The organism is Pseudomonas sp. H1_D05, assembly GCF_054682705.1.
The window spans coordinates 769,227-790,287 of the sequence record NZ_CP162825.1 but is presented as its reverse complement, the minus strand read 5'-3'; the positions used below and the strand labels follow the sequence as shown (position 1 = coordinate 790,287).

The 21,061-nt window shown below is 60.0% G+C and carries 22 protein-coding genes; 8 read left to right on the top strand and 14 right to left on the bottom strand.

The window, feature by feature from the left end:
- Window position 1 precedes the first annotated feature (1 nt).
- Window positions 2-1,726, bottom strand: a complete 1,725-nt coding sequence (locus tag AB4O11_RS03555) for a tetratricopeptide repeat protein (RefSeq protein ID WP_093441433.1) — start codon at window positions 1,724-1,726, stop codon at window positions 2-4.
- 182 nt (window positions 1,727-1,908) lie between these two features.
- Here AB4O11_RS03555 and hemA point away from each other — a divergent pair, with 182 nt between their 5' ends.
- The 6 genes from hemA (at window position 1,909) to AB4O11_RS03525 (ending at window position 7,269) form a co-directional block, all read left to right on the top strand.
- Window positions 1,909-3,195: a glutamyl-tRNA reductase gene (gene hemA, locus AB4O11_RS03550; protein WP_007951716.1), complete on the top strand. Its 1,287-nt coding sequence runs from the start codon at window positions 1,909-1,911 to the stop codon at window positions 3,193-3,195.
- Window positions 3,192-4,274, top strand: a complete 1,083-nt coding sequence (gene prfA / locus AB4O11_RS03545) for a peptide chain release factor 1 (RefSeq protein WP_077574521.1) — start codon at window positions 3,192-3,194, stop codon at window positions 4,272-4,274. Before hemA ends, prfA begins: the two co-directional genes overlap by 4 nt.
- Entirely contained in the window at window positions 4,275-5,105 is an 831-nt protein-coding gene (prmC, locus tag AB4O11_RS03540) for a peptide chain release factor N(5)-glutamine methyltransferase (protein ID WP_095050607.1), read from the top strand.
- Window positions 5,099-5,854 (top strand): molybdopterin-synthase adenylyltransferase MoeB, encoded by a 756-nt coding sequence (locus AB4O11_RS03535; RefSeq protein WP_093441424.1) that lies wholly within the window; start codon window positions 5,099-5,101, stop codon window positions 5,852-5,854. Before prmC ends, AB4O11_RS03535 begins: the two co-directional genes overlap by 7 nt.
- On the top strand, window positions 5,847-6,638 hold the full coding sequence (gene murI / locus AB4O11_RS03530) for a glutamate racemase (RefSeq protein WP_116255216.1): 792 nt from the start codon (window positions 5,847-5,849) through the stop codon (window positions 6,636-6,638). Before AB4O11_RS03535 ends, murI begins: the two co-directional genes overlap by 8 nt.
- A 112-nt stretch (window positions 6,639-6,750) precedes the next feature.
- Window positions 6,751-7,269, top strand: a complete 519-nt coding sequence (locus AB4O11_RS03525; protein ID WP_093441419.1) for an acyloxyacyl hydrolase — start codon at window positions 6,751-6,753, stop codon at window positions 7,267-7,269.
- 129 nt (window positions 7,270-7,398) lie between these two features.
- Here AB4O11_RS03525 and AB4O11_RS03520 read toward each other — a convergent pair whose 3' ends face one another.
- The 12 genes from AB4O11_RS03520 to AB4O11_RS03465 all read right to left on the bottom strand — a co-directional run bounded on the left by AB4O11_RS03520 (window position 7,399) and on the right by AB4O11_RS03465 (window position 17,531).
- Window positions 7,399-7,704 carry a YkgJ family cysteine cluster protein gene (locus AB4O11_RS03520; protein ID WP_077574517.1) on the bottom strand — a complete coding sequence of 102 codons (306 nt, stop codon included), beginning with the start codon at window positions 7,702-7,704 and terminating at the stop codon, window positions 7,399-7,401.
- A 53-nt stretch (window positions 7,705-7,757) separates the two neighbouring features.
- Window positions 7,758-8,249 (bottom strand): DUF2878 domain-containing protein, encoded by a 492-nt coding sequence (locus AB4O11_RS03515; RefSeq protein WP_093441415.1) that lies wholly within the window; start codon window positions 8,247-8,249, stop codon window positions 7,758-7,760.
- Complete coding sequence (locus AB4O11_RS03510) at window positions 8,242-9,507, bottom strand: cyclopropane-fatty-acyl-phospholipid synthase family protein (protein ID WP_320336329.1); 1,266 nt, start codon at window positions 9,505-9,507, stop codon at window positions 8,242-8,244. Before AB4O11_RS03510 ends, AB4O11_RS03515 begins: the two co-directional genes overlap by 8 nt.
- Complete coding sequence (locus tag AB4O11_RS03505) at window positions 9,494-10,309, bottom strand: DUF1365 domain-containing protein (protein WP_460130151.1); 816 nt, start codon at window positions 10,307-10,309, stop codon at window positions 9,494-9,496. Before AB4O11_RS03505 ends, AB4O11_RS03510 begins: the two co-directional genes overlap by 14 nt.
- Entirely contained in the window at window positions 10,306-11,553 is a 1,248-nt protein-coding gene (locus tag AB4O11_RS03500; protein WP_460130150.1) for an NAD(P)/FAD-dependent oxidoreductase, read from the bottom strand. The genes AB4O11_RS03505 and AB4O11_RS03500 overlap by 4 nt, the downstream gene beginning before the upstream one ends.
- Window positions 11,550-12,332, bottom strand: coding sequence for an SDR family NAD(P)-dependent oxidoreductase (locus AB4O11_RS03495; protein WP_460088976.1), 783 nt, complete (start codon window positions 12,330-12,332; stop codon window positions 11,550-11,552). The genes AB4O11_RS03500 and AB4O11_RS03495 overlap by 4 nt, the downstream gene beginning before the upstream one ends.
- Window positions 12,329-12,751 (bottom strand): nuclear transport factor 2 family protein, encoded by a 423-nt coding sequence (locus AB4O11_RS03490; RefSeq protein WP_186624688.1) that lies wholly within the window; start codon window positions 12,749-12,751, stop codon window positions 12,329-12,331. Before AB4O11_RS03490 ends, AB4O11_RS03495 begins: the two co-directional genes overlap by 4 nt.
- Window positions 12,744-14,189: a deoxyribodipyrimidine photo-lyase gene (gene phrB, locus AB4O11_RS03485; protein ID WP_460130147.1), complete on the bottom strand. Its 1,446-nt coding sequence runs from the start codon at window positions 14,187-14,189 to the stop codon at window positions 12,744-12,746. Before phrB ends, AB4O11_RS03490 begins: the two co-directional genes overlap by 8 nt.
- A gap of 20 nt (window positions 14,190-14,209) precedes the next feature.
- A complete protein-coding gene (locus tag AB4O11_RS03480; RefSeq protein ID WP_093441383.1) occupies window positions 14,210-15,151 on the bottom strand; it encodes a MerR family transcriptional regulator in 942 nt (313 codons plus the stop codon).
- Complete coding sequence (locus AB4O11_RS03475) at window positions 15,151-16,113, bottom strand: YbgA family protein (RefSeq protein ID WP_093441378.1); 963 nt, start codon at window positions 16,111-16,113, stop codon at window positions 15,151-15,153. The genes AB4O11_RS03480 and AB4O11_RS03475 overlap by 1 nt, the downstream gene beginning before the upstream one ends.
- A gap of 219 nt (window positions 16,114-16,332) precedes the next feature.
- The gene (locus AB4O11_RS03470) at window positions 16,333-16,548 is read right to left on the bottom strand and encodes a TIGR02450 family Trp-rich protein (RefSeq protein ID WP_093441373.1); all 216 of its coding nucleotides are present in this window, start codon (window positions 16,546-16,548) and stop codon (window positions 16,333-16,335) included.
- On the bottom strand, window positions 16,545-17,531 hold the full coding sequence (locus tag AB4O11_RS03465; RefSeq protein WP_099757164.1) for an NAD(P)/FAD-dependent oxidoreductase: 987 nt from the start codon (window positions 17,529-17,531) through the stop codon (window positions 16,545-16,547). Before AB4O11_RS03465 ends, AB4O11_RS03470 begins: the two co-directional genes overlap by 4 nt.
- 197 nt (window positions 17,532-17,728) lie before the next feature.
- Here AB4O11_RS03465 and AB4O11_RS03460 point away from each other — a divergent pair, with 197 nt between their 5' ends.
- Window positions 17,729-18,631 carry a TIGR01777 family oxidoreductase gene (locus AB4O11_RS03460; RefSeq protein ID WP_460088975.1) on the top strand — a complete coding sequence of 301 codons (903 nt, stop codon included), beginning with the start codon at window positions 17,729-17,731 and terminating at the stop codon, window positions 18,629-18,631.
- A gap of 13 nt (window positions 18,632-18,644) precedes the next feature.
- Window positions 18,645-19,670, top strand: a complete 1,026-nt coding sequence (gene hemH / locus AB4O11_RS03455) for a ferrochelatase (protein WP_320336335.1) — start codon at window positions 18,645-18,647, stop codon at window positions 19,668-19,670.
- A 116-nt stretch (window positions 19,671-19,786) separates the two neighbouring features.
- Here the strand turns inward: hemH and AB4O11_RS03450 are convergent, their stop codons facing one another.
- Entirely contained in the window at window positions 19,787-21,061 is a 1,275-nt protein-coding gene (locus AB4O11_RS03450; RefSeq protein ID WP_077574503.1) for a uracil-xanthine permease family protein, read from the bottom strand.

Here is a 21,061-nt window from a genome sequence, read left to right as displayed (position 1 = left end):
GTTAAAGAGTCTCGGATCCGGTCAGGCGCTTGATGGTGCTGCGCAGAATGGTGCTGTCGGGCTGATCCTTGAGGAATTTGCCCCAGATTTGTTTGGCTTCACGCTGGTTGCCCTTGGTCCACAAGACTTCACCGAGGTGCGCAGCGACTTCGTGATCAGGGAAGCGCTCCAGCGCCTGACGCAGATATTTCTCGGCGTCATCCAGATTGCCCATGCGGTAATTCACCCAGCCGAGGCTGTCGAGTACGGCTGGGTCTTCCGGATTGATCTGGTGCGCCTGCTCGATCAGCGCTTTCGCTTCAGCGTAGCGAGTGGTGCGGTCGGACAAGGTGTAGCCGAGCGCGTTAAGTGCCATGGCGTTGTCCGGATCGCGCTTGATGATCAGGCGCAGGTCTTTTTCCATTTGCGCCAGGTCATTGCGTTTTTCCGCGAGCATCGCCCGGGTGTAGAGCAGATTCAGGTCGTCCGGGTATTGCTGCAAGGCGTGTTGCAAGACTTTCCAGGCCTTGTCGTCCTGTTTGTTGGCCGACAGGGTTTCCGATTCGATCAGATAGAGCTGAATCGCGTAATCCGGTTGCTCGTCGCGCTGGGCGGCGAGTTTGCTCTGCGCTTCAGCGGTCTTGCCGTTGTTCATCAGAATATCGGCCTGACGCAATTGCGCCGGCAGATAATCATTGCCCGGGCCAACCTGGGCGTATTCGATAAGGGCGCCTTGCGGGTCGTTGCGCTCTTCAGCGATGCGACCGAGGTTCAGGTGCGCCGAATCGACGTGACTTTCGCGGGCGATCAAATCTTCCAGATAACCCTTGGCCTCGTCCCAGGCCTTGGCTTCCAGGCAGACCAGAGCCAGCGAGTAACGCAGTTCGTCGTCTTCCGGGTATTGCTGAACCAGACTGGAAAACTCGGCCTTGGCGTCGTCCATGCGGTCTTGCTCAACCAGCATGCGCGCGTAAGTCAGGCGCAGGCGCTTGTCGTCCGGGTACTTCTTGATGCTTTTTTGCAGCAGGGGCAGCGCTTCGTCGCCACGGTTCAGCAATTGCAGCAGACGTGCGCGCAGCAGAATCGGGGCGATCTCGCCTTCTTCCGGCGGGTGGTCTTCGAGCAATGCCAGAGCTGCTTTGTTGTCACCGTCCTGTTGCAACAACAGGGCCTTGCCGAAAATCAGCTGGCTGTTGTTCGGATGGCGCTGCAACAAACGGTCGAAACTTTTCATCAGGCCGTTACGGGTTTCCTGATCGGTATCGGCGGCCGACAGCGCGAGGAAATCGAAATGGGTATCGCCCTTGCCCTGCAGGACTTTCTCCATATAGACCATCGAGTCGTCATAACGCCCGGCGCGCGCCAGTTGCACGGCGGCGGCGCGTTGCGCTTCGAGGTCGTCCGGGGCGTTTTTCGCCCAGATCAGCGCGGTATCGAGGGCTGGTTGATCGGCGCCCAGATATTCGGCGATACGGAACGCACGCTCGGAGACACCCGGATCCTGGGTGTTGATGGCCTGGGTCACGTAGTTATCCAGGGCAATGTCGAAACGATTGCGCTGGCCGGCGAGTTCGGCGCTCAACAGGCTGAAAACGGTTTCCTCGCTGAACGAGCTGTAAACCTTGGGCTTTTCAGGCGCAGGCGTGGTGTCTTCGACCGACGGCGTACCGTCCGGCGAAACGGGCGCCAAGGCCTGGCAGCCGCTGAGGAAGACAAAAGCGAGGAGCAACGCGGAAGATCTATTCATATAGGAAGAGGACGACTAACCTGCGGTCGGATCATCATGACACAAGCCTTCGGCCAAACATAACCGAGACTCAATTGTGCCCATTATAGGGGCTGACGATTGGGACAATAGTCAGCGGTAGTTGTTCTGAATCTTTCGAAGTAGGACAATTGCCGGCTTCACGTCACCATCAGCGACCTTGAATGGCCTTCCTTGCACTCGGTATCAACCACAAGACTGCTTCAGTAGACGTCCGCGAGCGCGTGGCTTTTACTCCTGAACAGCTGGTGGAGGCCTTGCAGCAGCTCTGCCGACTGACCGACAGCCGCGAAGCTGCGATCCTCTCCACCTGCAATCGCAGTGAGCTTTATATAGAACAGGATCAGCTTTCGGCTGATATCGTGCTGCGCTGGCTGGCCGACTATCACCATTTAAGCCTCGATGAGCTGCGCGCGAGTGCTTATGTGCATGAAGATGATGCGGCAGTTCGTCACATGATGCGCGTCGCCTCCGGGCTCGACTCGCTGGTACTGGGCGAACCGCAGATTCTCGGTCAGATGAAATCGGCCTACGCCGTGGCCCGCGAGGCCGGCACCATCGGGCCGCTGCTGGGGCGACTGTTTCAGGCAACCTTCAATGCCGCCAAACAGGTGCGCACCGACACCGCCATCGGTGAAAACCCGGTATCGGTGGCGTTTGCCGCCGTCAGCCTGGCCAAGCAGATTTTCAGTGATTTGCAGCGCAGTCAGGCTCTGTTGATCGGCGCCGGCGAGACCATCACTTTGGTCGCCCGCCATTTGCACGAGCTGGGGGTCAAGCGCATCGTTGTCGCTAACCGCACACTGGAACGTGCCAGTCTGCTGGCCGAGCAGTTCGGTGCTCACGCGGTGTTGCTCTCGGACATCCCGGCCGAACTGGTGCGCAGCGATATCGTCATCAGTTCAACCGCCAGTCAGTTGCCGATTCTTGGCAAGGGCGCGGTGGAAAGCGCATTGAAACTGCGCAAGCACAAACCGATCTTTATGGTCGACATCGCCGTTCCCCGGGATATCGAGCCGGAAGTCGGCGAGTTGGACGACGTTTACCTCTACAGCGTTGACGATCTCCACGAAGTGGTCGCCGAAAACCTCAAGAGCCGCCAAGGCGCAGCACAAGCCGCCGAAGAGATGGTCTCGGTCGGCGCTGACGATTTCATGGTGCGCCTGCGCGAACTGGCGGCGGTCGACGTGCTCAAGGCCTATCGTCAACAGAGCGAACGCCTGCGCGACGAGGAGCTGCAAAAAGCCCTGCGCCTGCTGGCCAATGGCGGCAACGCCGAAGACGTGCTCGGGCAACTGGCCCGTGGCCTGACCAATAAACTGTTGCATGCGCCTAGCGTGCAGCTGAAAAAGCTTTCTGCCGAAGGCCGCCTCGATGCGCTGGCCATGGCCCAGGAACTCTTTGCCCTTGAGGGCTCACCGGATAGCTTTTCGGATAAAAAACCGCAATGAAAGCGTCACTGCTCAACAAGCTGGATGTCCTCCAGGACCGTTTCGAGGAACTGACCGCGCTGCTCGGCGACGGCGAAGTCATTGCCGATCAGGCCAAATTCCGTGCTTATTCCAAGGAATACGCCGAACTTGAGCCGGTGGTACAAGGCTATAAAAAGCTGCTCAGCGTACAAAGCGATCTTGAAGGCGCACAGGCGCTGCTCAAGGACAGCGACCCGGACATGCGTGAAATGGCCGTGGAAGAAGTCCGCGAAGCCAAGGAATTGCTGATCACCCTGGAAGCCGACCTGCAACGCATGTTGCTGCCCAAGGATCCCAACGACGGCCGTAACGTCTTTCTCGAAATCCGTGCCGGCACCGGTGGCGACGAGGCGGCGATCTTCTCCGGCGACCTGTTCCGTATGTACTCGCGTTACGCCGAGCGGCGCGGCTGGCGTGTCGAGATACTGTCGGAAAACGAAGGCGAACACGGTGGCTATAAAGAAGTCATCGCCCGCATCGAAGGCGACAACGTTTACGGCAAGCTGAAATTCGAATCCGGTGCGCACCGCGTACAGCGCGTGCCTGCTACCGAATCCCAGGGCCGTATCCACACCTCGGCCTGCACCGTGGCGGTATTGCCCGAGCCGGACGAGCGCGAAGCCATCGAGATCAACCCGGCGGATTTGCGCGTCGATACGTTCCGCTCCTCCGGGGCCGGCGGTCAGCACGTTAACACCACTGACTCGGCGATCCGCATCACGCACATACCGACCGGCACCGTCGTCGAGTGTCAGGAAGAACGTTCCCAGCACAAGAACCGCGCTCGGGCGATGGCCTGGCTGTCGGCCAAACTCAACGATCAGCAAACCGCAGCGGCGGCCAACGCGATCGCCAGCGAACGTAAATTGCTGGTTGGCTCGGGCGACCGTTCCGAGCGAATTCGCACCTACAACTTTGCTCAGGGCCGGGTCACTGACCATCGCGTCAACCTGACCCTGTATTCCCTTGACGAAATTCTTGCCGGTGGCGTTGAAGCGGTGATCGAGCCATTGCTGGCCGAATACCAGGCTGACCAACTCGCAGCGATAGGTGAATAAATGACCATCATTGCCAGCCTGTTGCGTGCCGCTGAATTGCCGGATTCACCGACTGCGCGTCTGGATGCCGAGTTGCTCCTTGCCGCTGCACTGGGCAAATCGCGCAGTTTTCTGCACACCTGGCCGGAGCGCATCGTGCCGAGTGAAGCAGCACTGACTTTTGCCGAATACTTGCAACGTCGCCGTAGCGGTGAGCCGGTGGCTTATATTCTCGGGCAGCAGGGCTTCTGGAAACTCGATCTTGAAGTCGCGCCGCACACGCTGATCCCGCGTCCTGACACTGAATTGCTGGTGGAAGCGGCGCTGGAGTTGCTCCCCGCGACGCCGGCCAAAGTGCTCGACCTCGGCACTGGCAGTGGCGCAATTGCGTTGGCCTTGGCCAGCGAACGCCCAGCGTGGAAAGTCACTGCCGTGGATCGTGTGCTGGAAGCTGTCGCACTTGCCGAACGCAATCGTCAGCGTCTGCATTTGAACAACGCCACGGTGTTGAGCAGCCACTGGTTCAGTGCGCTGGAGGGCCAGCGTTTTCAATTGATCATCAGTAACCCGCCGTACATTGCCGCGGCCGATCCGCATCTGGTCGAGGGCGATGTGCGCTTCGAACCGGCCAGTGCGCTGGTTGCCGGTGAGGATGGACTCGACGATCTGCGTTTGATCGTCGCGCAGGCTCCGGAACATCTGGAGGCCGCTGGCTGGCTGATGCTCGAACACGGCTATGATCAAGCCGAAGCCGTGCGCGATTTGCTGCTCACGCGCGGTTTTGAAGAGGTCCACAGCCGCACCGATCTGGGCGGCCATCAACGCATCAGTCTGGGGCGCCTGCCGTGCTGAATGATCAGGAATTGCTGCGCTACAGCCGGCAGATTCTGCTGCAACACATCGACATCGATGGGCAACTGAAGCTCAAAGACAGTCGTGTGTTGATCGTCGGCCTCGGCGGTCTCGGTGCACCGGTTGCCTTGTATCTCGCGGCGGCGGGTGTCGGTGAGCTGCACCTGGCGGATTTCGACACGGTCGATCTGACCAACCTGCAACGCCAGATCATTCATGACACCGACAGCGTCGGCATGAGCAAGGTCGACTCGGCGCTCAAGCGTCTGGGCGCGATCAATCCCGAGATTCAATTGATCGCTCATCGCCAGGCGCTGGACGAGGATTCTCTCGCTGCTGCCGTGGCAGCGGTGGATCTGGTGCTCGACTGTTCCGATAATTTTTCCACCCGCGAAGCGGTCAATGCTGCGTGTGTGGCGGCGTGCAAACCTTTGGTCAGCGGCGCGGCGATTCGGCTGGAAGGGCAGTTGTCGGTGTTCGACCCGCGTCGTGCCGAGAGTCCGTGTTACCACTGTTTATACGGGCACGGCAGCGAAGCTGAACTGACTTGCAGCGAAGCCGGTGTGGTCGGGCCGCTGGTCGGTCTGGTCGGCAGCTTGCAAGCACTGGAAGCCTTGAAGGTCTTGGTCGGTTTCGGTGAGCCGCTGGTAGGCCGTTTGCTGTTGATCGATGCCCTCGGTTCGCGTTTCCGTGAGTTGCGCGTCAAGCGTGACCCAGGCTGCAGCGTCTGTGGTCCGCGCCATGCGTGAAGCGCCGATCGGCGTGTTCGACTCCGGTGTCGGCGGCTTGTCGGTGCTAGCGGAAATCCAGCGTTTGCTGCCCAATGAAACGTTGCTCTATGTCGCCGATTGCGGGCACATTCCCTACGGTGAGAAAACCCCGGATTTCATCCGTCAGCGTTGCAGCGTGATGGCCGGGTTTTTCCGCGAGCAAGGCGCCAAGGCCTTGGTCATCGCGTGCAATACCGCGACGGTCGCGGGTGTCGCCGATCTACGCCGTGATTTCCCTGACTGGCCGCTTGTCGGCATGGAGCCTGCGGTCAAACCTGCCGCTGCCGCGACCCGCAGCGGAGTGGTCGGCGTGCTCGCCACCACCGGCACATTGCAGAGCGCCAAGTTCGCCGCACTGCTTGATCGCTTTGCCACCGACGTGCGCGTGATTACTCAGCCATGTCCCGGTCTGGTCGAGCTGATTGAAAGCGGCGATCTGCACAGCGCCGAGTTGCGCCAGTTGCTGCAAGGGTATGTCGAGCCACTGTTGGCCAGCGGTTGCGACACGATCATTTTGGGCTGCACCCACTATCCCTTTCTCAAGCCGATGCTCAAGTCGATGATCCCCGCGGACATTAGTCTGATCGATACGGGCGCTGCTGTGGCGCGGCAACTTCAGCGGCTTTTGGCGGAGCGCGATTTGCTCGCTGTCGGACCGAACCAACCGGTCAGGTTCTGGACCAGCGCCGATCCTGCGTACTTGAAAAACATCCTGCCGTTACTGGGGCAGAGTGCCGACGAAGTGCAAAACTTCAGCTTGTAAAAAAATTGTGAAATAACTAAAACTTCAGCTGAACTTCTGAGCAGGCGCTAGCTTCTATAGCGATGAGTTATCTAGAAAACCAAACGATCGTTCCGGAAAAGGAAGTTTCAACGTGAAGCGACTATTCTGCTTGGCCGCGATTGCGGCCGCACTGATGGGGCAAAGTTTTACTGCACAAGCGGCCGGTGTTGAGTTTGCGGTGGGGGCCACCAGCGACTCGACCATGACGTACCGCCTGGGCATGAATTTCGACTGGGACAAGAGCTGGCTGCAAAGTGACGTCGGTCGTCTGACCGGTTACTGGAGCGGGGCTTACACCTACTGGGAAGGTGACAAGACCTCCAGTAACAACAGCCTGTCGTTCTCGCCGGTATTTGTTTACGAGTTTGCCGGTCAATCGGTCAAACCGTATGTGGAGGCGGGGATTGGTGTCGCGGCTTTCTCCAATACCAAGTACGAATCCAACAATCTCGGCGGCTCTTTCCAGTTCGAAGACCGCTTCGGTTTTGGTCTGCGTTTCAATGGCGGACATGAAGTCGGGATTCGTGCGACGCACTATTCCAACGCCGGTCTGGCCAGCGACAACGACGGGGTAGAAAGTTACTCGCTGCATTACACCATGCCGCTCTAAGCCGAGCGCATAACCCCTGTAGGAGTGAGCCTGCTCGCGATAGCGGTGTGTCAGTCACACATATATTGACTGACACACCGCTATCGCGAGCAGGCTCACTCCTACATTTGTTTTGGGGTGTTCTTGTGATCAGCGGTAGGCAGTCGTGATGCCTTTGCGTTCTTCAATGCACTCCGGCGCGCCCATCTCGAACTCGCGGCAAATCAGCGGACGCTTTTCGTAAATCGTGCACATCATCGTGTCGCGATCCAGCGCCGCGCACCAGCCGTCATCCAGACGCAGCATTACTTCGCCGCCCCATTCATCGGTATCGATAAAGCGATCAGGCACGCCAGTGTCGGTGATCAGCATCACTTCGAGCTGGCAACAACACGCCGCGCAGGTCGAGCAAGTGACCGCCGGTTCAGTGATTTGTTGGTGGGGAATGGTCTTCATGGTCGGCAGTGTAAGGCAGTGACCGATACGCGTGTGAACGGTCTGACAGACGCTCAGTGCGCCAGCCGCCGAGCCATCCCATGCAGCAACGGAAACAACAACGCCCAGAGCAGGCCGATGCCGATCAGTGTCGGCAGTTCGCCATAGGGAAATTGCACCCCGGCCAGGCGCCCGCCAGCGTAATACGACAGCGCGCCGCCGACAGCGCCGAGTAAGCTCGCCAGCCACCAGGGCCGCGCGCTCCAGGCCAGACAATGGCGCAAGGTGGTCGCCAACAACGCCCAGAGCAACATCAGCCACAACGGAATTAGCGGCGACTGATCCTGAAACGCGAACACCCCGGCACCACGCAACACACTGTCGACAGCGGTGCCGACAATCACCACGCTGAGGATCAAACGCCCCTCAGCCGCCCAACTGCTGATCCAGCACAGATGGATCACCAGCACCGCCAGCGCGACCAGCAACCACAGGCTGTTGCCGCCGAGCACGCAGGTCAGCCAGCCGATCTGGAACAGTACGGCATTGGCGACACGCTCAAGCATCGAAGCGTCCGAGCAGCGGCGCAGTCATTGCGGCGGGTTTGGCCAATAGCAACTGCGCGGTGCCGATGGTGCGTTCGAGGAAACCGCCCTCGCAGTAACACAGGTAAAACTCCCACAGCCGCAGGAAATAATCGTCATAGCCCAGTTCGCTCAAGCGGCAATGGGCGCGGCGGAAGTTCTCGTGCCACAGGCGCAGGGTGCGGGCGTAGTGCAGGCCGAAATCTTCCATGTGCAGCAGGTTCATGTCGGTGTCGCGGCCGACCACTTCGAGCATTTTCTGCACGCAGGGCAGGGCGCCGCCGGGGAAGATGTAGCGCTGGATGAAATCGACGCCGCGCTTGGCCTGTTCGTAACGCTGCTCGCGGATGGTGATCGCCTGGATCAACATCAGGCCGTTGCTCTTGAGCAACTGCGCGCACTGTTTGAAGTAGGTCGGCAGGAAGCGGTGGCCGACGGCTTCGATCATCTCGATCGACACCAGTTTGTCGTATTCGCCGGTCAGGTCGCGGTAGTCCTTGAGCAACAGCGTGACGCGATCCTGCAAACCCAGTTGTTCGATGCGTTGCGCGGTAAACGCGTACTGCTCTTTCGACAGGGTCGTGGTGGTTACGCGGCAGCCGTAATGTTGCGCGGCATACAGCGCCATACTGCCCCAGCCGGTGCCGATCTCCAGCAAGTGGTCGCTGGGTTGCAGCGCGAGTTTCTGACAGATCCGCTCCAGTTTGTTCAGTTGTGCCTGTTCGAGGCTGTCTTCCGGGGTCAGGAACTGCGCCGCCGAATACATCATGGTCGGGTCGAGAAACTGCTCGAACAGATCATTGCCAAGGTCGTAGTGCGCGGCGATGTTCTTCTGCGAACCCTTGCGCGTGTTGCGGTTGAGCCAGTGCAGACCTTGCACCAACGGCCGGCTGAGGCGGGCGAGACCACCCTCCATGGCATCGAGCACGTCGAGGTTGCTGACGAACACGCGGACCACGGCCGTCAGATCCGGCGAACTCCAATAGCCGTGGATAAAGGCCTCGCCGGCCCCAATCGAACCGTTCCCGGCAACCATGCCCCAGACGGCCGGATCGAGCACATGGATTTCCCCGAGCAAAGCACTGCCCGGGGTACCGAACATCAGGCGTTCGCCGTCCTCGACCACCAGCAGTTGGCCGTTTTTCAACTGAGCCAATTGGCGCAGCACGCCACGGCGCAGCAGCGACCCGGTCAAACCGTTGGTGCTGAGCCGACTGACCGACAGACTAGAGGATTTCATGGCGGTGCTCCTTGGGAGGCACAGTGGCGGTTTGAAAACTGCCGTCGGCAGTCTGATGAGCAAAAATCGGTGCGCGTTTGAGCAGCAGTCGCAGCGCTTGCCAGTAAATGGCCAGGGCGGTCTTCGCGGTCATCCACGGAAAGCGCCGCAGGTAACGATGCAGGCTGCGCCGGTCGAGGCTTTCGCGTTGCAGATTGAGGGTGGCGTCGAACAGTTTGTGCTCGCCTTGCCAGTCGGCCATGTGCACACCGAGGTTTTGCGCGGCGGGACTGAAACTCATGCGGTATTCGAGATCGCGCGGCAGGAACGGCGAAACGTGAAAGGCTTTGGCCACGGCAAAATGCTGATGGAAATCCTGCAGATTGACCGGCGGGCGCGCCGGCAACACATAGTGATAGCGCTCGCCCCACGGCGTGTTGGTGACTTCACAGACGATCGCCGCCAGTTGCCCGTCCGCCTCATGGCAGTAAAAGAAACTCACCGGGTTGAACGACAGCCCCCAACTGCGCGCCTGGGTCAGCAGGCAGATCGAGCCTTGCGGTTCGTGGCCGATGGCGACGCCGACCTGCTGACGTACGGCATCGATCAGGCGCATGCCACGGCTGGTAAAAGTCTTGAGATAGTCGGTCTCGCGAAATGAAAACGGCGCAAAACGGCTGCGTCCGGCCAGCGGCGACAGTGCAAGCACCGCGTCCTGTTCGCTGAGATCGAGGTAGAGCAAGCCGATCCGGTAACGGAATTCATGGCGGCGCGGCGAAAAACGCCGATGGCCGATCCAGCCGCTATACAGGGCGCTGTTCATAAGCTTTCCCCGAACGCGGCGGCAACGCGCAAGGCGCTGACGACACCGTCCTCATGAAACCCGTTGGCCCAGTAAGCGCCGCAATAATGCGTGTGCTGCGCGCCATCCAGTTCGCCCCAGCGCTGCTGCGCGGTCACGGCCGCGAGGCTGAACTGCGGGTGGGCGTAGGTGTAGCGGGCGAGCACTTTGTCGGGGTTGATACCGGCACTCTGATTGAGGCTGACGCAGAACGTGGTATCGCTCTGAATGCCCTGCAGAATGTTCATGTCGTAGGTGACGGCGGCGTGGGTATGGCCGGCGCCGCTGAGCCGATAGTTCCAACTGGCCCAGGCCAGTTTGCGCGTCGGCAGCAAACGGGTGTCGGTGTGCAGCACCACTTCGTTGTCGGCATAGGGCAGCGCACCGAGGATCGCGCGTTCGGCATCGCTGGGCACCGCCAGCAGTTTCAGCGCCTGATCACTGTGACAGGCGAACACCACCCGGTCGAAATGCTCAAGGCCTGCCGGGCTGTGGATAACTACGCCATGCACATCACGATCGACGCGGGTGACCGGACAATTGAGCCGAATCCTGTCCTTGAACGCGGCCGTCAGTGGCGCGATGTAAGCACTCGAGCCGCCTTCGATGACTTGCCATTGCGGCCGATCACTGACTGACAACAGCCCGTGATTCTTGAAGAACCGCACAAAAAACTGCAGGGGGAAGTTGAGCATTTCCGCCATCGGCATAGACCAGATTGCCGAGCCCATCGGCACGATGTAATGCAGGATGAAACGTTCGCCGTAGCCGCCAGCCTTGAGGTATTCGTCGAGGGTGGTGTCGGCGGCAATGCGCAGTTCGACGAGGTCGCGCTGGGCTTCTTTGTTGAAGCGCAGGATGTCGCGCAACATGCCCCAGAACCCCGGTGACAACAGATTGCTGCGCTGGGCGAAGAGGCTGTTGAGGTTGTTGCCGTTGTATTCCGGGCCGGTGTCCGGGTCGGTCACCGAGAAACTCATTTCCGTCGGTTTGAACGCCACGCCAAGCTGGCCGAGCAGGCGGATAAAGTTCGGGTAGGTCCAGTCATTGAACACGATGAAACCGGTGTCCACGGCATATTGACGGCCATCGACGGTCACCGGCACGGTGTGCGTGTGGCCACCGACCCAGTCGCCCGCCTCGAACACCGTGACTTCATGGCGGCGATTGAGCAGGTAGGCGCAGGTAAGCCCGGCGATGCCGCTGCCGACGATGGCAATTTTCATGTCGGATCCGTCAGCGGAGGCGACTTGCGCACCATGCGCTTGCCGATGGCCAGTTGCACGCGTGCCGGCAGTTTCGACAGCGGCCACAGCGCGGCCATGAACAGTGCCGGGAAGGCGATTTCCAATGGCCGATCCTTGAGCTTGGCGAAGATGTGCCGCGCTGCTTTATCCACAGGCCAGCTCAAAGGCATGGGGAAATCGTTTTTGGCGGTCAGCGGGGTTTCGACAAAACCCGGGCTGACCACGGTGACTTCAATGCCTTCGTCGGCGAGATCGATGCGCAGCGATTCGAACAGGTAACGCAAACCGGCCTTCGAGGCGCCGTAGGCTTCGGCCCGTGGCAACGGCAGATAGGTCACCGAACTGGCCATGCCGACCAGGTGCGGCGCGGTGCCTTTGCGCAACAGCGGCAAGGCGGCCTCGATGCAGTAGCTGCTGGCGAGCAGGTTGGTGCGCACCACATGCTCGATGATCGAGGCGTCGAACTGCTTGGCATCGACGTACTCGCAGGTGCCGGCGTTGAGAATCACTGAATCCAGTGAACCCCAATCCGTGGCGATCTGCTCGCCGATTTCGCGCACCGTCTGGCTGTTGGTCAGGTCCCCCGGCACCACCAGAACTTGCCCCGGGTAGCGTTGCGACAAGACCTTGAGCGGGGCGATCTGACGGGAACTGACCGCCAGGTGCGCACCGGTTTTCAGGATCTCTTCAGCCAGCGCCGCGCCGATGCCACTGCTGGCCCCGGTCAACCAATAGCGCCGTGGAGGTGTACGACTCATCCCATTCTCCTTTTCAGCCAGGCAATGACCCGGCCCAATATTGGTAAATGTTCATACAGCAGCGCCCCGGCATCGAAATAATCCCGATGGCGATAAACCTTGTCGTGCCAAAGCAGGTGCGAGCAGCCGCTGACACGAATCACACGGCCACCCGCCAGGCGCGGATGGCGATAACTCATGACCCAACGCAGGTAGCCTTCGCAGTCGCCGATCTGGTCGAAACCATGAAAATCGAAACGCAGTTCGCTAACGTTGGCGTACAGCTCGCCGAAGTAGTCGCGCAATTGCGCCAACCCTTGCACCTCGTGCAGCGGGTCGGTGAAATGAATGTCATCGCTGTACAGCTCGCCGAGGTTTTGCAGGTTGTCTTTGTTCAACGCTGAAAATTGCCGGGCGAAGCGGCGCAGAAATTCACTCATCATCGCCTCCGGTAGACGTACGCGAAGGCAGGTTCTTGAAGGCGGCCAATGCGCGCTGGCGCGAAGTGCTGAGGTTGACGATCGGCGACGGGTAGTCAGCCACGCCGAACAAACCACCGACGTCGGCCGGGTTGTGCACTTCTTTCTTGTTGAGAGCCGCCAGTTCCGGTAGCCAGTGCTTGATGAACAGGCCTTCGCTGTCGAATTTTTCCGACTGGCTCAACGGGTTGAAGATGCGGAAGTACGGCGCCGAATCGGTGCCCGTCGACGAGCTCCATTGCCAGCCGCCGTTGTTCGCCGCCAAGTCGCCATCAATCAGGTGACGCATGAAAAAACGCTCGCCTTCGCGCCAGTCGATCAGCAGGTTTTTGGTCAGGAACATCGCCACGATCATGCGCAGGCGATTGTGCATCCAGCCGGTTTCGAGCAATTGGCGCATGGCCGCGTCGATGATCGGCAGACCGGTGCGCGCCTCTTGCCACGCGGCGAGATCGTCCGGCGCATCACGCCAGGCCAGCGCTTCGGTTTCCGGGCGAAACGCGCGGTGCCGCGAGACCCGTGGATAGCCGACCAGAATGTGTTTGTAGAATTCGCGCCACAGCAGCTCGTTGATCCAGGTAACCGCACCGACCTTGCCGCTTTCGAATTCGCCCTGATTGCTTTGCAGGGCGGCGTGCAGGCATTGGCGCGGCGAAATCACCCCGGCAGCGAGGTATGCCGAGAGCTGACTGGTGCCGGGCTTGGCCGGGAAGTCGCGTTCGCTTTGGTAATAGTCGATCTGCGCGTCGGTGAAGGTATCGAGACGGCGCCGGGCTTCCTGTTCACCGGCCGGCCACAGATCGCGCAGGGTTTGGCTCGGTGTGGCGAAGCCTTTGACGGAGTCGGGAATCGGGTCGCTGTCGATGGCAAGTTTTGCCTGTTTGCCGAGGGCCTTGACCAACGCAGGCATCGAGCGGTGCAAGCGTTCATAACAGACTTTGCGGAACTGGCTGAACACCTTGAAGTAACTCTCGGTCTTGGTCAGCACGCTGCCGGGTTTGAACAGCAACTGATCGAGGTAGCTGTGAAACGTGATGCCCTCGGCCTGCAGTGTGTCCGCCACCGCTGCATCGCGACGGCTTTCATGGACGCCATATTCTTCGTTGACGTGGACGGCTTCGATCTTCAGTTGCCGACAGAGCTTGAGCAGTTCCACTGGGGCTTGATCCCAATGCGCGGCAGTACGGATCAGCAACGGAATATTCAACGCGGCGAAGCTTTTGCTCAGCTCATCGAGGTTGCGCAACCAGAAGTCGACCTTGCACGGCGCATCGTCATGTTCCAGCCACTGCTGCGGACTCAACAGGTACACGGCGACCGTCGGGCCGCGCGCTGCGGCGGCCGCGAGGGCGGTGTTGTCATGTTGGCGCAAGTCGCTGCGCATCCAGATCAATTGCATGTCGGCACTCACGGCGTCCATTAAATCAGCCCGCGCTGAACGAGTTCCTGGTGCGCAAGAAGCGCGTCTTCCGCCAGGAACACATCAGCCATCTCGGAGGTTTTTACGGACAACTCGGCGTGGTGGATGCATACCGTTGGTCCGACCAGCATTTTCGGGCAACTGACTCCGTTCAGCAGCTTGGGCAACTGCGCAAGGTTCATGGCTTTGCTGGAATACAGCAGTACGCCACGGGCCTGCAGGTGTTCAACTGCCAGCGCCAGTTCGGTGGCCGGCAGCGGCCAGTCAAACACTTGCACCGGACAATCGGCGCTGCTGATCAGCCACGCGCACAGCCACAGATGAGGTTCCAGTGGCAGGTCGGAATGATTGATCAACAACAGCGGGGCGCCATGTAGCTGACGATTGTTATGGTAGATGCGTGTGCCGAATTTGCTGCGTAGCCACGAATAAAAGAACACCCGCTCCATCTGCGCGCCGAACTGGCCTTGCCAGCGCTGCTCCAGTTCCGCCAGCAACGGCATCAGCAATTGCTCGCACAGCGTGCGTGGCGGGTAGAGCGCCATGGCCTGATTGACGCTGTCGTCGAGGCTGCGTTCATTGAGCTGCGTGACGGCCGCCAGCAATGTCTGGCGCAAACGCTGCCAGTCGTTTTCCACCGATTCGCTGAACGCTTGTGGTGCGTCGAGCAGCGGTTTGACCTGACTGACGGCAACACCACGATTGAGCCAGGTGAGGATGGTCAGAATCTGCTGCACGTGTTCGGCCGAATACAGTCGGTGGCCCTTGGGCGTGCGTTGCGGCACGACCAGCCCGTAGCGGCGTTCCCACGCGCGCAAAGTGATCGCGTTGACGCCGGTCTGTCGCGCGACTTCGCGAATCGGCAGCCAGCCCTCGTCGAGAGCTTTCTTAAAATCCGCGCCAAGGTCTTCCTGGGCGCTGGTATCCATTTTGTCGTTCATTAGATTGCGTTTCGCAGGCTGAGGTTTTCCGGGTGCGGTTGCAGGTAAACCTGTTGCGCGATGTACGAATCCGGATGGAGGCGAAAGTGATGCTTGAGCAGCGTCAACGGCACCACCAGCGGCACGATGCCCTGGCGGTATTGGCCGATGACGTGTTGCATTTCCTGTTTGTCTTCGGCGCTGATCGCCTGCTTCAGATAACCGCTGATGTGCAGCAGGACATTGCTGTGAGTGCCGCGCGTGGCACATTTCTTCAGGGCGGCCATCAGTTCGCTGAAATAGCGCGGGCCGAGTTCGGCGGGATCGGTGTCGGCCATATTGCCCAACAACTTGCCCAGCGTTTTGTATTGCAGTGGGTTGTGCGCCATCAGCAAGTATTTGTAGCGCGAATGGAATTCGGTGAGGGCGCGACGGCTCAGGCCATTGGCGAGGACCTGTTGCCATTCGCTGTAAGCGAATACTCGGGTGATGAAGTTCTCACGCAGTACCGGATCGTTGAGGCGACCGGCTTCTTCTACGGGCAGATCCGGGTGCTGTGCGCAGAACGCCTGGGCGTAAATCCCGCGTCCGCCGCCGTTCACCGGGGCGCCGTTGGTGTGGTAGACCTTGACCCGCTCGAGGCCGCAGGACGGCGACTGCTGCATGAAGATGTAGCCGCAGATGTCATTCAGCTCGGCGGCCATTTTTGTGCCGTACTCGGCCAATGGCTGAGTGACGTTGATCGACGGGTTTACCGTGCCGACCGCTTGCGGATGCTCGGCCTCGCCGACAAGGCGGATCGGCTCGCGCGGGATGCCCATACCGATCGCGACTTCCGGACACACCGGGACGAAATCGAAATGCTCGGTGAGGGTGCGGCTGCACAGGCGGGATTCCTTGTGTCCACCGTTGTAGCGCACCTCGGCGCCCAGCAGGCAGGCGCTGATGGCGATTTTGGGTTTGGCTGCGCAAGAGTCAGACATGGGCACCTCGAATCCATACCTGTACAGAGGTTGATCTCTGTACAACTTTGCTCAGCATAGATTCATGGGTGTACAAGTCAAATGGTTTGTATAACTTTTTTCTGTTGAGCGCGGTTCACTGTGGGAGCGAGCTTGCTCGCGAATACGGATTAACATTCAACAAATTCATTGATTGAAACACCGCCTTCGCGAGCAAGTTCGCTCCCACAGGGACGCTATTTACTTCCAGCCCTGCAGCCATTCAGCGTTGTTTTGTAGTGTCTGCCAATCGAGTCGCTCAGCACGTTGGGTCAACACCGCTTGTAACTCAACCTCCAGCACCGTGCCTTCCTCGTCGCGAAACAGCTCGGTCACCAGAAAGTGTTTTTCACGATTCTGCGGGTGGGCTGCTGTCCATTTCGACAGCAGCAATTTACGCGGATTGATGCGGTTCATTGCAGGTGTTCGTGCAAGCGTCGCGCGGCTTCCTGGCCACTGAGCCAAGCGCCTTCGACACGGCCAGACAGGCACCAGTCGCCGCAGGCATACAAACCCAGATCGGCATCGGCCAGGGTGCCCCATTCGTGGCCCGTCGCCGGACGTGCGTAGAGCCAGCGGTGGGCGAGGCTGAAGGTTGGCGCGGGCATGGCGCTGTGCAGCAGTTCGGCAAAAGCACCGTGCAGTTGCTCGATCACAGCTTCCTTGGACAGGTCGATGTGCTGCCGGCTCCATGCGCTGCTCGCATGCAGCACCCAGGTGTCGAGTGTGTTGTCACGTCCGGGTTTGCTGCGGTTGCGTGCCAGCCAGTCGAGCGGACTGTCCTGCACGAAGCAGCCTTCAAGGGGCGTATCCAGCGGTGTATCGAAGGCGAGGGCGACAGCCCAGGTCGGGTCCATTTTCACCCCGGCGGCGGCCCCGGCAAGTTTCGGGGCAGCGGCCAGTAAGGCTGTCGCTTGAGGGGCCGGCGTGGCGATCACCACGTGACTGAACGGGCCATGGGTGAAGCCTTCGGCGTCCTGCAAGTGCCAGTGCTCTTCACCGCGAAAGACCTCGGTGATGCGGCAGGCAAAGTGCACTTCCAGGCCATCGAGAAGTCCACGAGTGATGGCGCTCATGCGCGGTGTACCGACCCAGCGCGTCTGCTCGTCCGGCGACAGATTCAGTTGCCCGCCCTGATACGTGTAGAGCTGCGGTGTCCACTCGGCGACCCAGCCCAGGCTTTGCCAACGCTGCACTTCGGTGACGAAGCGCCGATCACGCGCGGTGAAATATTGCGCGCCCATGTCCAGCGAGCCAGCGTCGCTGCGCTTGCTCGACATGCGCCCGCCGCTGCCGCGACTTTTATCGAACAATTGCACGGTATGCCCGGTCTCTGTCAGAGCCTGGGCGGCGGAAAGTCCGGCGATGCCGGTGCCAATGATTGCGATAGGTACAGTCATAGGGGCCTCGTTTACCTTTCTGTACAGACTACGCCGTGGATGAAACCTGTACAATTTTGTTTTTTGGTATAACTTCTAGCGTTCTCGATCTGACAGCTTGGCCTATGGTTAAACAATAGAGCCTGCCCGATAGAAAAGATCCCTGCTTATAAAAATAGACTAGTGATCCGGGTTAAACGCCACGCGAGGAAGATGTCATGCACATATTGCTGACCGGCGGTACTGGTTTGATCGGACGTGCGCTCTGCCGACACTGGTCGCAGCAGGGCCATCGCCTGACGGTCTGGAGCCGAAAACCGGAGAAGGTCGCGAAGATCTGCGGTGCGCAGGTGCGTGGCATCTCGCGTCTGGAAGATCTCGGCGATGAGCCTGTGGACGCGATCATCAATCTGGCCGGTGCGCCGATTGCCGATCGGCCGTGGACCCATCGACGCAAAGCGTTGCTATGGAGCAGCCGTATCACTTTGACGGAAACACTGTTGGCGTGGCTCGAAACCCGCACGCAGAAACCGGCATTGCTGATTTCCGGTTCGGCGATCGGCTGGTACGGCGATGGTGGTGAGCGCGAATTGACTGAAGATTCGCCGCCGGTGATCGACGATTTCGCCAGCCAGTTGTGCATCGCCTGGGAAGAAACCGCGCAACGTGCCGAGGCGCAAGGCATCCGTGTGGTGCTGGTGCGAACCGGTCTGGTGCTGTCGGCCGAGGGCGGCTTTTTGTCGCGGCTGTTGCTGCCATTCAAACTCGGGCTCGGCGGGCCTTTGGGCAATGGTCGGCAGTGGATGCCGTGGATTCATATCAACGATCAAATCGCCCTGATTGATTTTCTTCTGCATCGTGATCAGGCCAGTGGTCCTTATAATGCGTGCGCGCCGAAACCTGTGCGCAATCGCGAATTTGCCAAGACGCTGGGCAGCGTTTTACACCGCCCGGCGTTCATGCCGATGCCGACGCTGGCGCTGAAAGTCGGTCTCGGCGAGATGTCATTGTTGTTGCTCGGCGGCCAGAAGGCTATGCCGGCACGCTTGCTGGAAGCGGGTTTCACTTTCCAGTTCACGGATTTACGTGCGGCCCTGGACGATCTCTCCAGCCGCCTCTGAAATAGGACGTTGCATGACCGATCACGCCTTGCTTCTGGTCAACCTGGGTTCCCCGGCCTCAACCTCAGTGGCCGATGTGCGCCGCTACCTCAATCAATTCCTGATGGACCCGTACGTGATCGACCTGCCGTGGCCGGTGCGGCGTTTGCTGGTGTCGCTGATCCTGATCAAGCGCCCGGAGCAGTCGGCCCACGCCTATGCGTCGATCTGGTGGGACGAAGGTTCACCGCTGGTGGTGCTCAGCCGTCGTCTGCAACAGCAGATGACCGCACAGTGGAATCACGGCCCTGTGGAACTGGCGATGCGTTATGGTGAGCCGTCGATTGAAACCTGCCTGCTGAAACTGGTGGCGGCGGGGCACAAGCGCATCACGCTGGCACCGCTGTATCCACAGTTCGCCGACAGCACCACGACCACAGTGATCGAAGAAGCCAAGCGGGTGATCCGCGAAAAGAAACTCGACGTGCAACTGTCGGTGCTGCAGCCGTTCTACGATCAGCCGGAATATCTGGATGCGCTGGTCGAAAGCGCCCGGCCGCATCTGCAGCAGGATTACGATCACTTGCTGCTGAGCTTCCACGGTCTGCCTGAGCGGCATCTGACCAAACTCGATCCGACCGGCAATCATTGCTTCAAGAATGAAGACTGCTGCAAGAACGCCTCGCCTGCGGTATTGGCGACCTGTTATCGCGCGCAATGCCTGCGTACTGCGGCGTTGTTCGCTGAGCGCATGGGCTTGCCGGATGGCAAATGGTCGGTGTCGTTTCAGTCGCGTCTGGGGCGGGCCAAGTGGATCGAACCCTACACCGAGGCACGGCTGGATGAACTGGCGAAAAGCGGCGTGAAGAAGATTCTGGTGATGTGCCCGGCGTTTGTCGCCGATTGCATCGAGACGCTGGAAGAGATTGGCGATCGCGGCAAAGAACAGTTCCGCGAAGCGGGGGGCGAAGAGTTGGTGCTGGTGCCGTGCCTGAATGACGACCGGCAATGGGCTAAGGCGTTGGCAACCCTCTGCGAAAGAGCGCCGCTGGCGTTGTAGTGATCGTTCCCACGCTCTGCGTGGGAATGCCTCTAGGGACGCTCTGCGTCCAGTGACGCGGAGCGTCACGGGCTGCATTCCCACGCAGAGCGTGGGAACGATCAGATCTTGAAGGCTTAGATCAGCGGCTCATCCGCCTTCTTGTTCTTCCAGCCATCATTGCCCGGCAGAATCAGGTTCAGCGCTATCGCCACCACCGCGCACAGCGCGATGCCTTTGAGGCCAAAGTCGTCCGGACCGGTACCGGTGCCGACCAGCACACCGCCAATGCCGAACACTAGCGTCACCGAGACAATCACCAGATTGCGCGCTTCGCCCAGATCGATCTTGTGACGGATCAGGGTGTTCATCCCCACCGCCGCGATCGAGCCGAACAGCAAGCACAGAATCCCGCCCATCACCGGCACCGGAATGCTTTGCAGCAGCGCGCCGAACTTGCCAATGAACGCCAGGCTGATAGCGAAGATCGCCGCCCAGGTCATGATTTTCGGGTTGTAGTTCTTGGTCAGCATCACCGCACCCGTCACTTCGGCGTAGGTGGTGTTTGGCGGGCCGCCGAACAGACCGGCGGCGGTGGTGGCAATGCCGTCGCCGAGCAGGGTGCGATGCAGGCCCGGCTTCTTCAGGTAATCGCGACCGGTCACGCTACCCACAGCAATCACACCGCCGATGTGTTCAATGGCCGGAGCCAATGCCACTGGAACGATGAACAGAATCGCCTGCCAGTTGAATTCCGGCGCGGTGAAGTGCGGAATCGCAAACCATGGCGCTGCGGCAATCTTCGCGGTATCAACGACACCGAAATAGAACGCCATGGCAAAACCGACCAGCACGCCGGAAATGATCGGCACCAGGCGGAAGATGCCTTTACCGAACACCGCCACGATCAATGTGGTCAGCAATGCCGGCATCGAGATCAGCATCGCGGTCTGGTAATGGATCAGTTCAGAACCATCGCCAGCCTTGCCCATCGCCATGTTCGCGGCAATCGGCGCCATCGCCAGGCCGATGGAAATGATCACCGGACCAATCACCACCGGTGGCAGCAAGCGGTCAATAAAGCCCGTGCCTTTGATCTTCACGGCCAGGCCGAGGAAGGTGTAGACGAAACCGGCTGCCATCACACCGCCCATGGTCGCGGCGAGGCCGAACTGGCCCTTGGCGAGAATGATCGGGGTGATGAAAGCGAAGCTCGACGCCAGAAACACCGGCACCTGACGCCCGGTGACGATCTGGAACAGGATCGTCCCCAGGCCCGCGGTAAACAGTGCCACGTTCGGGTCCAGGCCCGTGATCAGCGGCATCAGCACCAGGGCGCCGAAAGCCACGAACAGCATCTGGGCGCCGGACAGCACCGTGCGCCAGAGCGGATCGTTGAACTCTTGCTGCAT

Excerpts from the sequence above, each read along its gene's own strand:
- AB4O11_RS03510 (WP_320336329.1), bottom strand. The coding sequence starts at position 9,507 with ATGAAATCCTCTAGTCTGTCGGTCAGTCGGCTCAGCACCAACGGTTTG.
- AB4O11_RS03460 (WP_460088975.1), top strand. The coding sequence starts at position 17,729 with ATGCACATATTGCTGACCGGCGGTACTGGTTTGATCGGACGTGCGCTC.
- AB4O11_RS03505 (WP_460130151.1), bottom strand. The coding sequence starts at position 10,309 with ATGAACAGCGCCCTGTATAGCGGCTGGATCGGCCATCGGCGTTTTTCG.
- AB4O11_RS03490 (WP_186624688.1), bottom strand. The coding sequence starts at position 12,751 with ATGAGTGAATTTCTGCGCCGCTTCGCCCGGCAATTTTCAGCGTTGAAC.
- AB4O11_RS03475 (WP_093441378.1), bottom strand. The coding sequence starts at position 16,113 with ATGTCTGACTCTTGCGCAGCCAAACCCAAAATCGCCATCAGCGCCTGC.
- phrB (WP_460130147.1), bottom strand. The coding sequence starts at position 14,189 with ATGCAATTGATCTGGATGCGCAGCGACTTGCGCCAACATGACAACACC.
- AB4O11_RS03495 (WP_460088976.1), bottom strand. The coding sequence starts at position 12,332 with ATGAGTCGTACACCTCCACGGCGCTATTGGTTGACCGGGGCCAGCAGT.
- hemA (WP_007951716.1), top strand. The coding sequence starts at position 1,909 with ATGGCCTTCCTTGCACTCGGTATCAACCACAAGACTGCTTCAGTAGAC.
- prmC (WP_095050607.1), top strand. The coding sequence starts at position 4,275 with ATGACCATCATTGCCAGCCTGTTGCGTGCCGCTGAATTGCCGGATTCA.
- AB4O11_RS03450 (WP_077574503.1), bottom strand. The coding sequence starts at position 21,061 with ATGCAGCAAGAGTTCAACGATCCGCTCTGGCGCACGGTGCTGTCCGGC.
- AB4O11_RS03470 (WP_093441373.1), bottom strand. The coding sequence starts at position 16,548 with ATGAACCGCATCAATCCGCGTAAATTGCTGCTGTCGAAATGGACAGCA.
- AB4O11_RS03500 (WP_460130150.1), bottom strand. The coding sequence starts at position 11,553 with ATGAAAATTGCCATCGTCGGCAGCGGCATCGCCGGGCTTACCTGCGCC.
- AB4O11_RS03555 (WP_093441433.1), bottom strand. The coding sequence starts at position 1,726 with ATGAATAGATCTTCCGCGTTGCTCCTCGCTTTTGTCTTCCTCAGCGGC.
- AB4O11_RS03515 (WP_093441415.1), bottom strand. The coding sequence starts at position 8,249 with ATGCTTGAGCGTGTCGCCAATGCCGTACTGTTCCAGATCGGCTGGCTG.
- AB4O11_RS03480 (WP_093441383.1), bottom strand. The coding sequence starts at position 15,151 with ATGAACGACAAAATGGATACCAGCGCCCAGGAAGACCTTGGCGCGGAT.
- AB4O11_RS03520 (WP_077574517.1), bottom strand. The coding sequence starts at position 7,704 with ATGAAGACCATTCCCCACCAACAAATCACTGAACCGGCGGTCACTTGC.
- AB4O11_RS03465 (WP_099757164.1), bottom strand. The coding sequence starts at position 17,531 with ATGACTGTACCTATCGCAATCATTGGCACCGGCATCGCCGGACTTTCC.
- hemH (WP_320336335.1), top strand. The coding sequence starts at position 18,645 with ATGACCGATCACGCCTTGCTTCTGGTCAACCTGGGTTCCCCGGCCTCA.
- prfA (WP_077574521.1), top strand. The coding sequence starts at position 3,192 with ATGAAAGCGTCACTGCTCAACAAGCTGGATGTCCTCCAGGACCGTTTC.
- murI (WP_116255216.1), top strand. The coding sequence starts at position 5,847 with ATGCGTGAAGCGCCGATCGGCGTGTTCGACTCCGGTGTCGGCGGCTTG.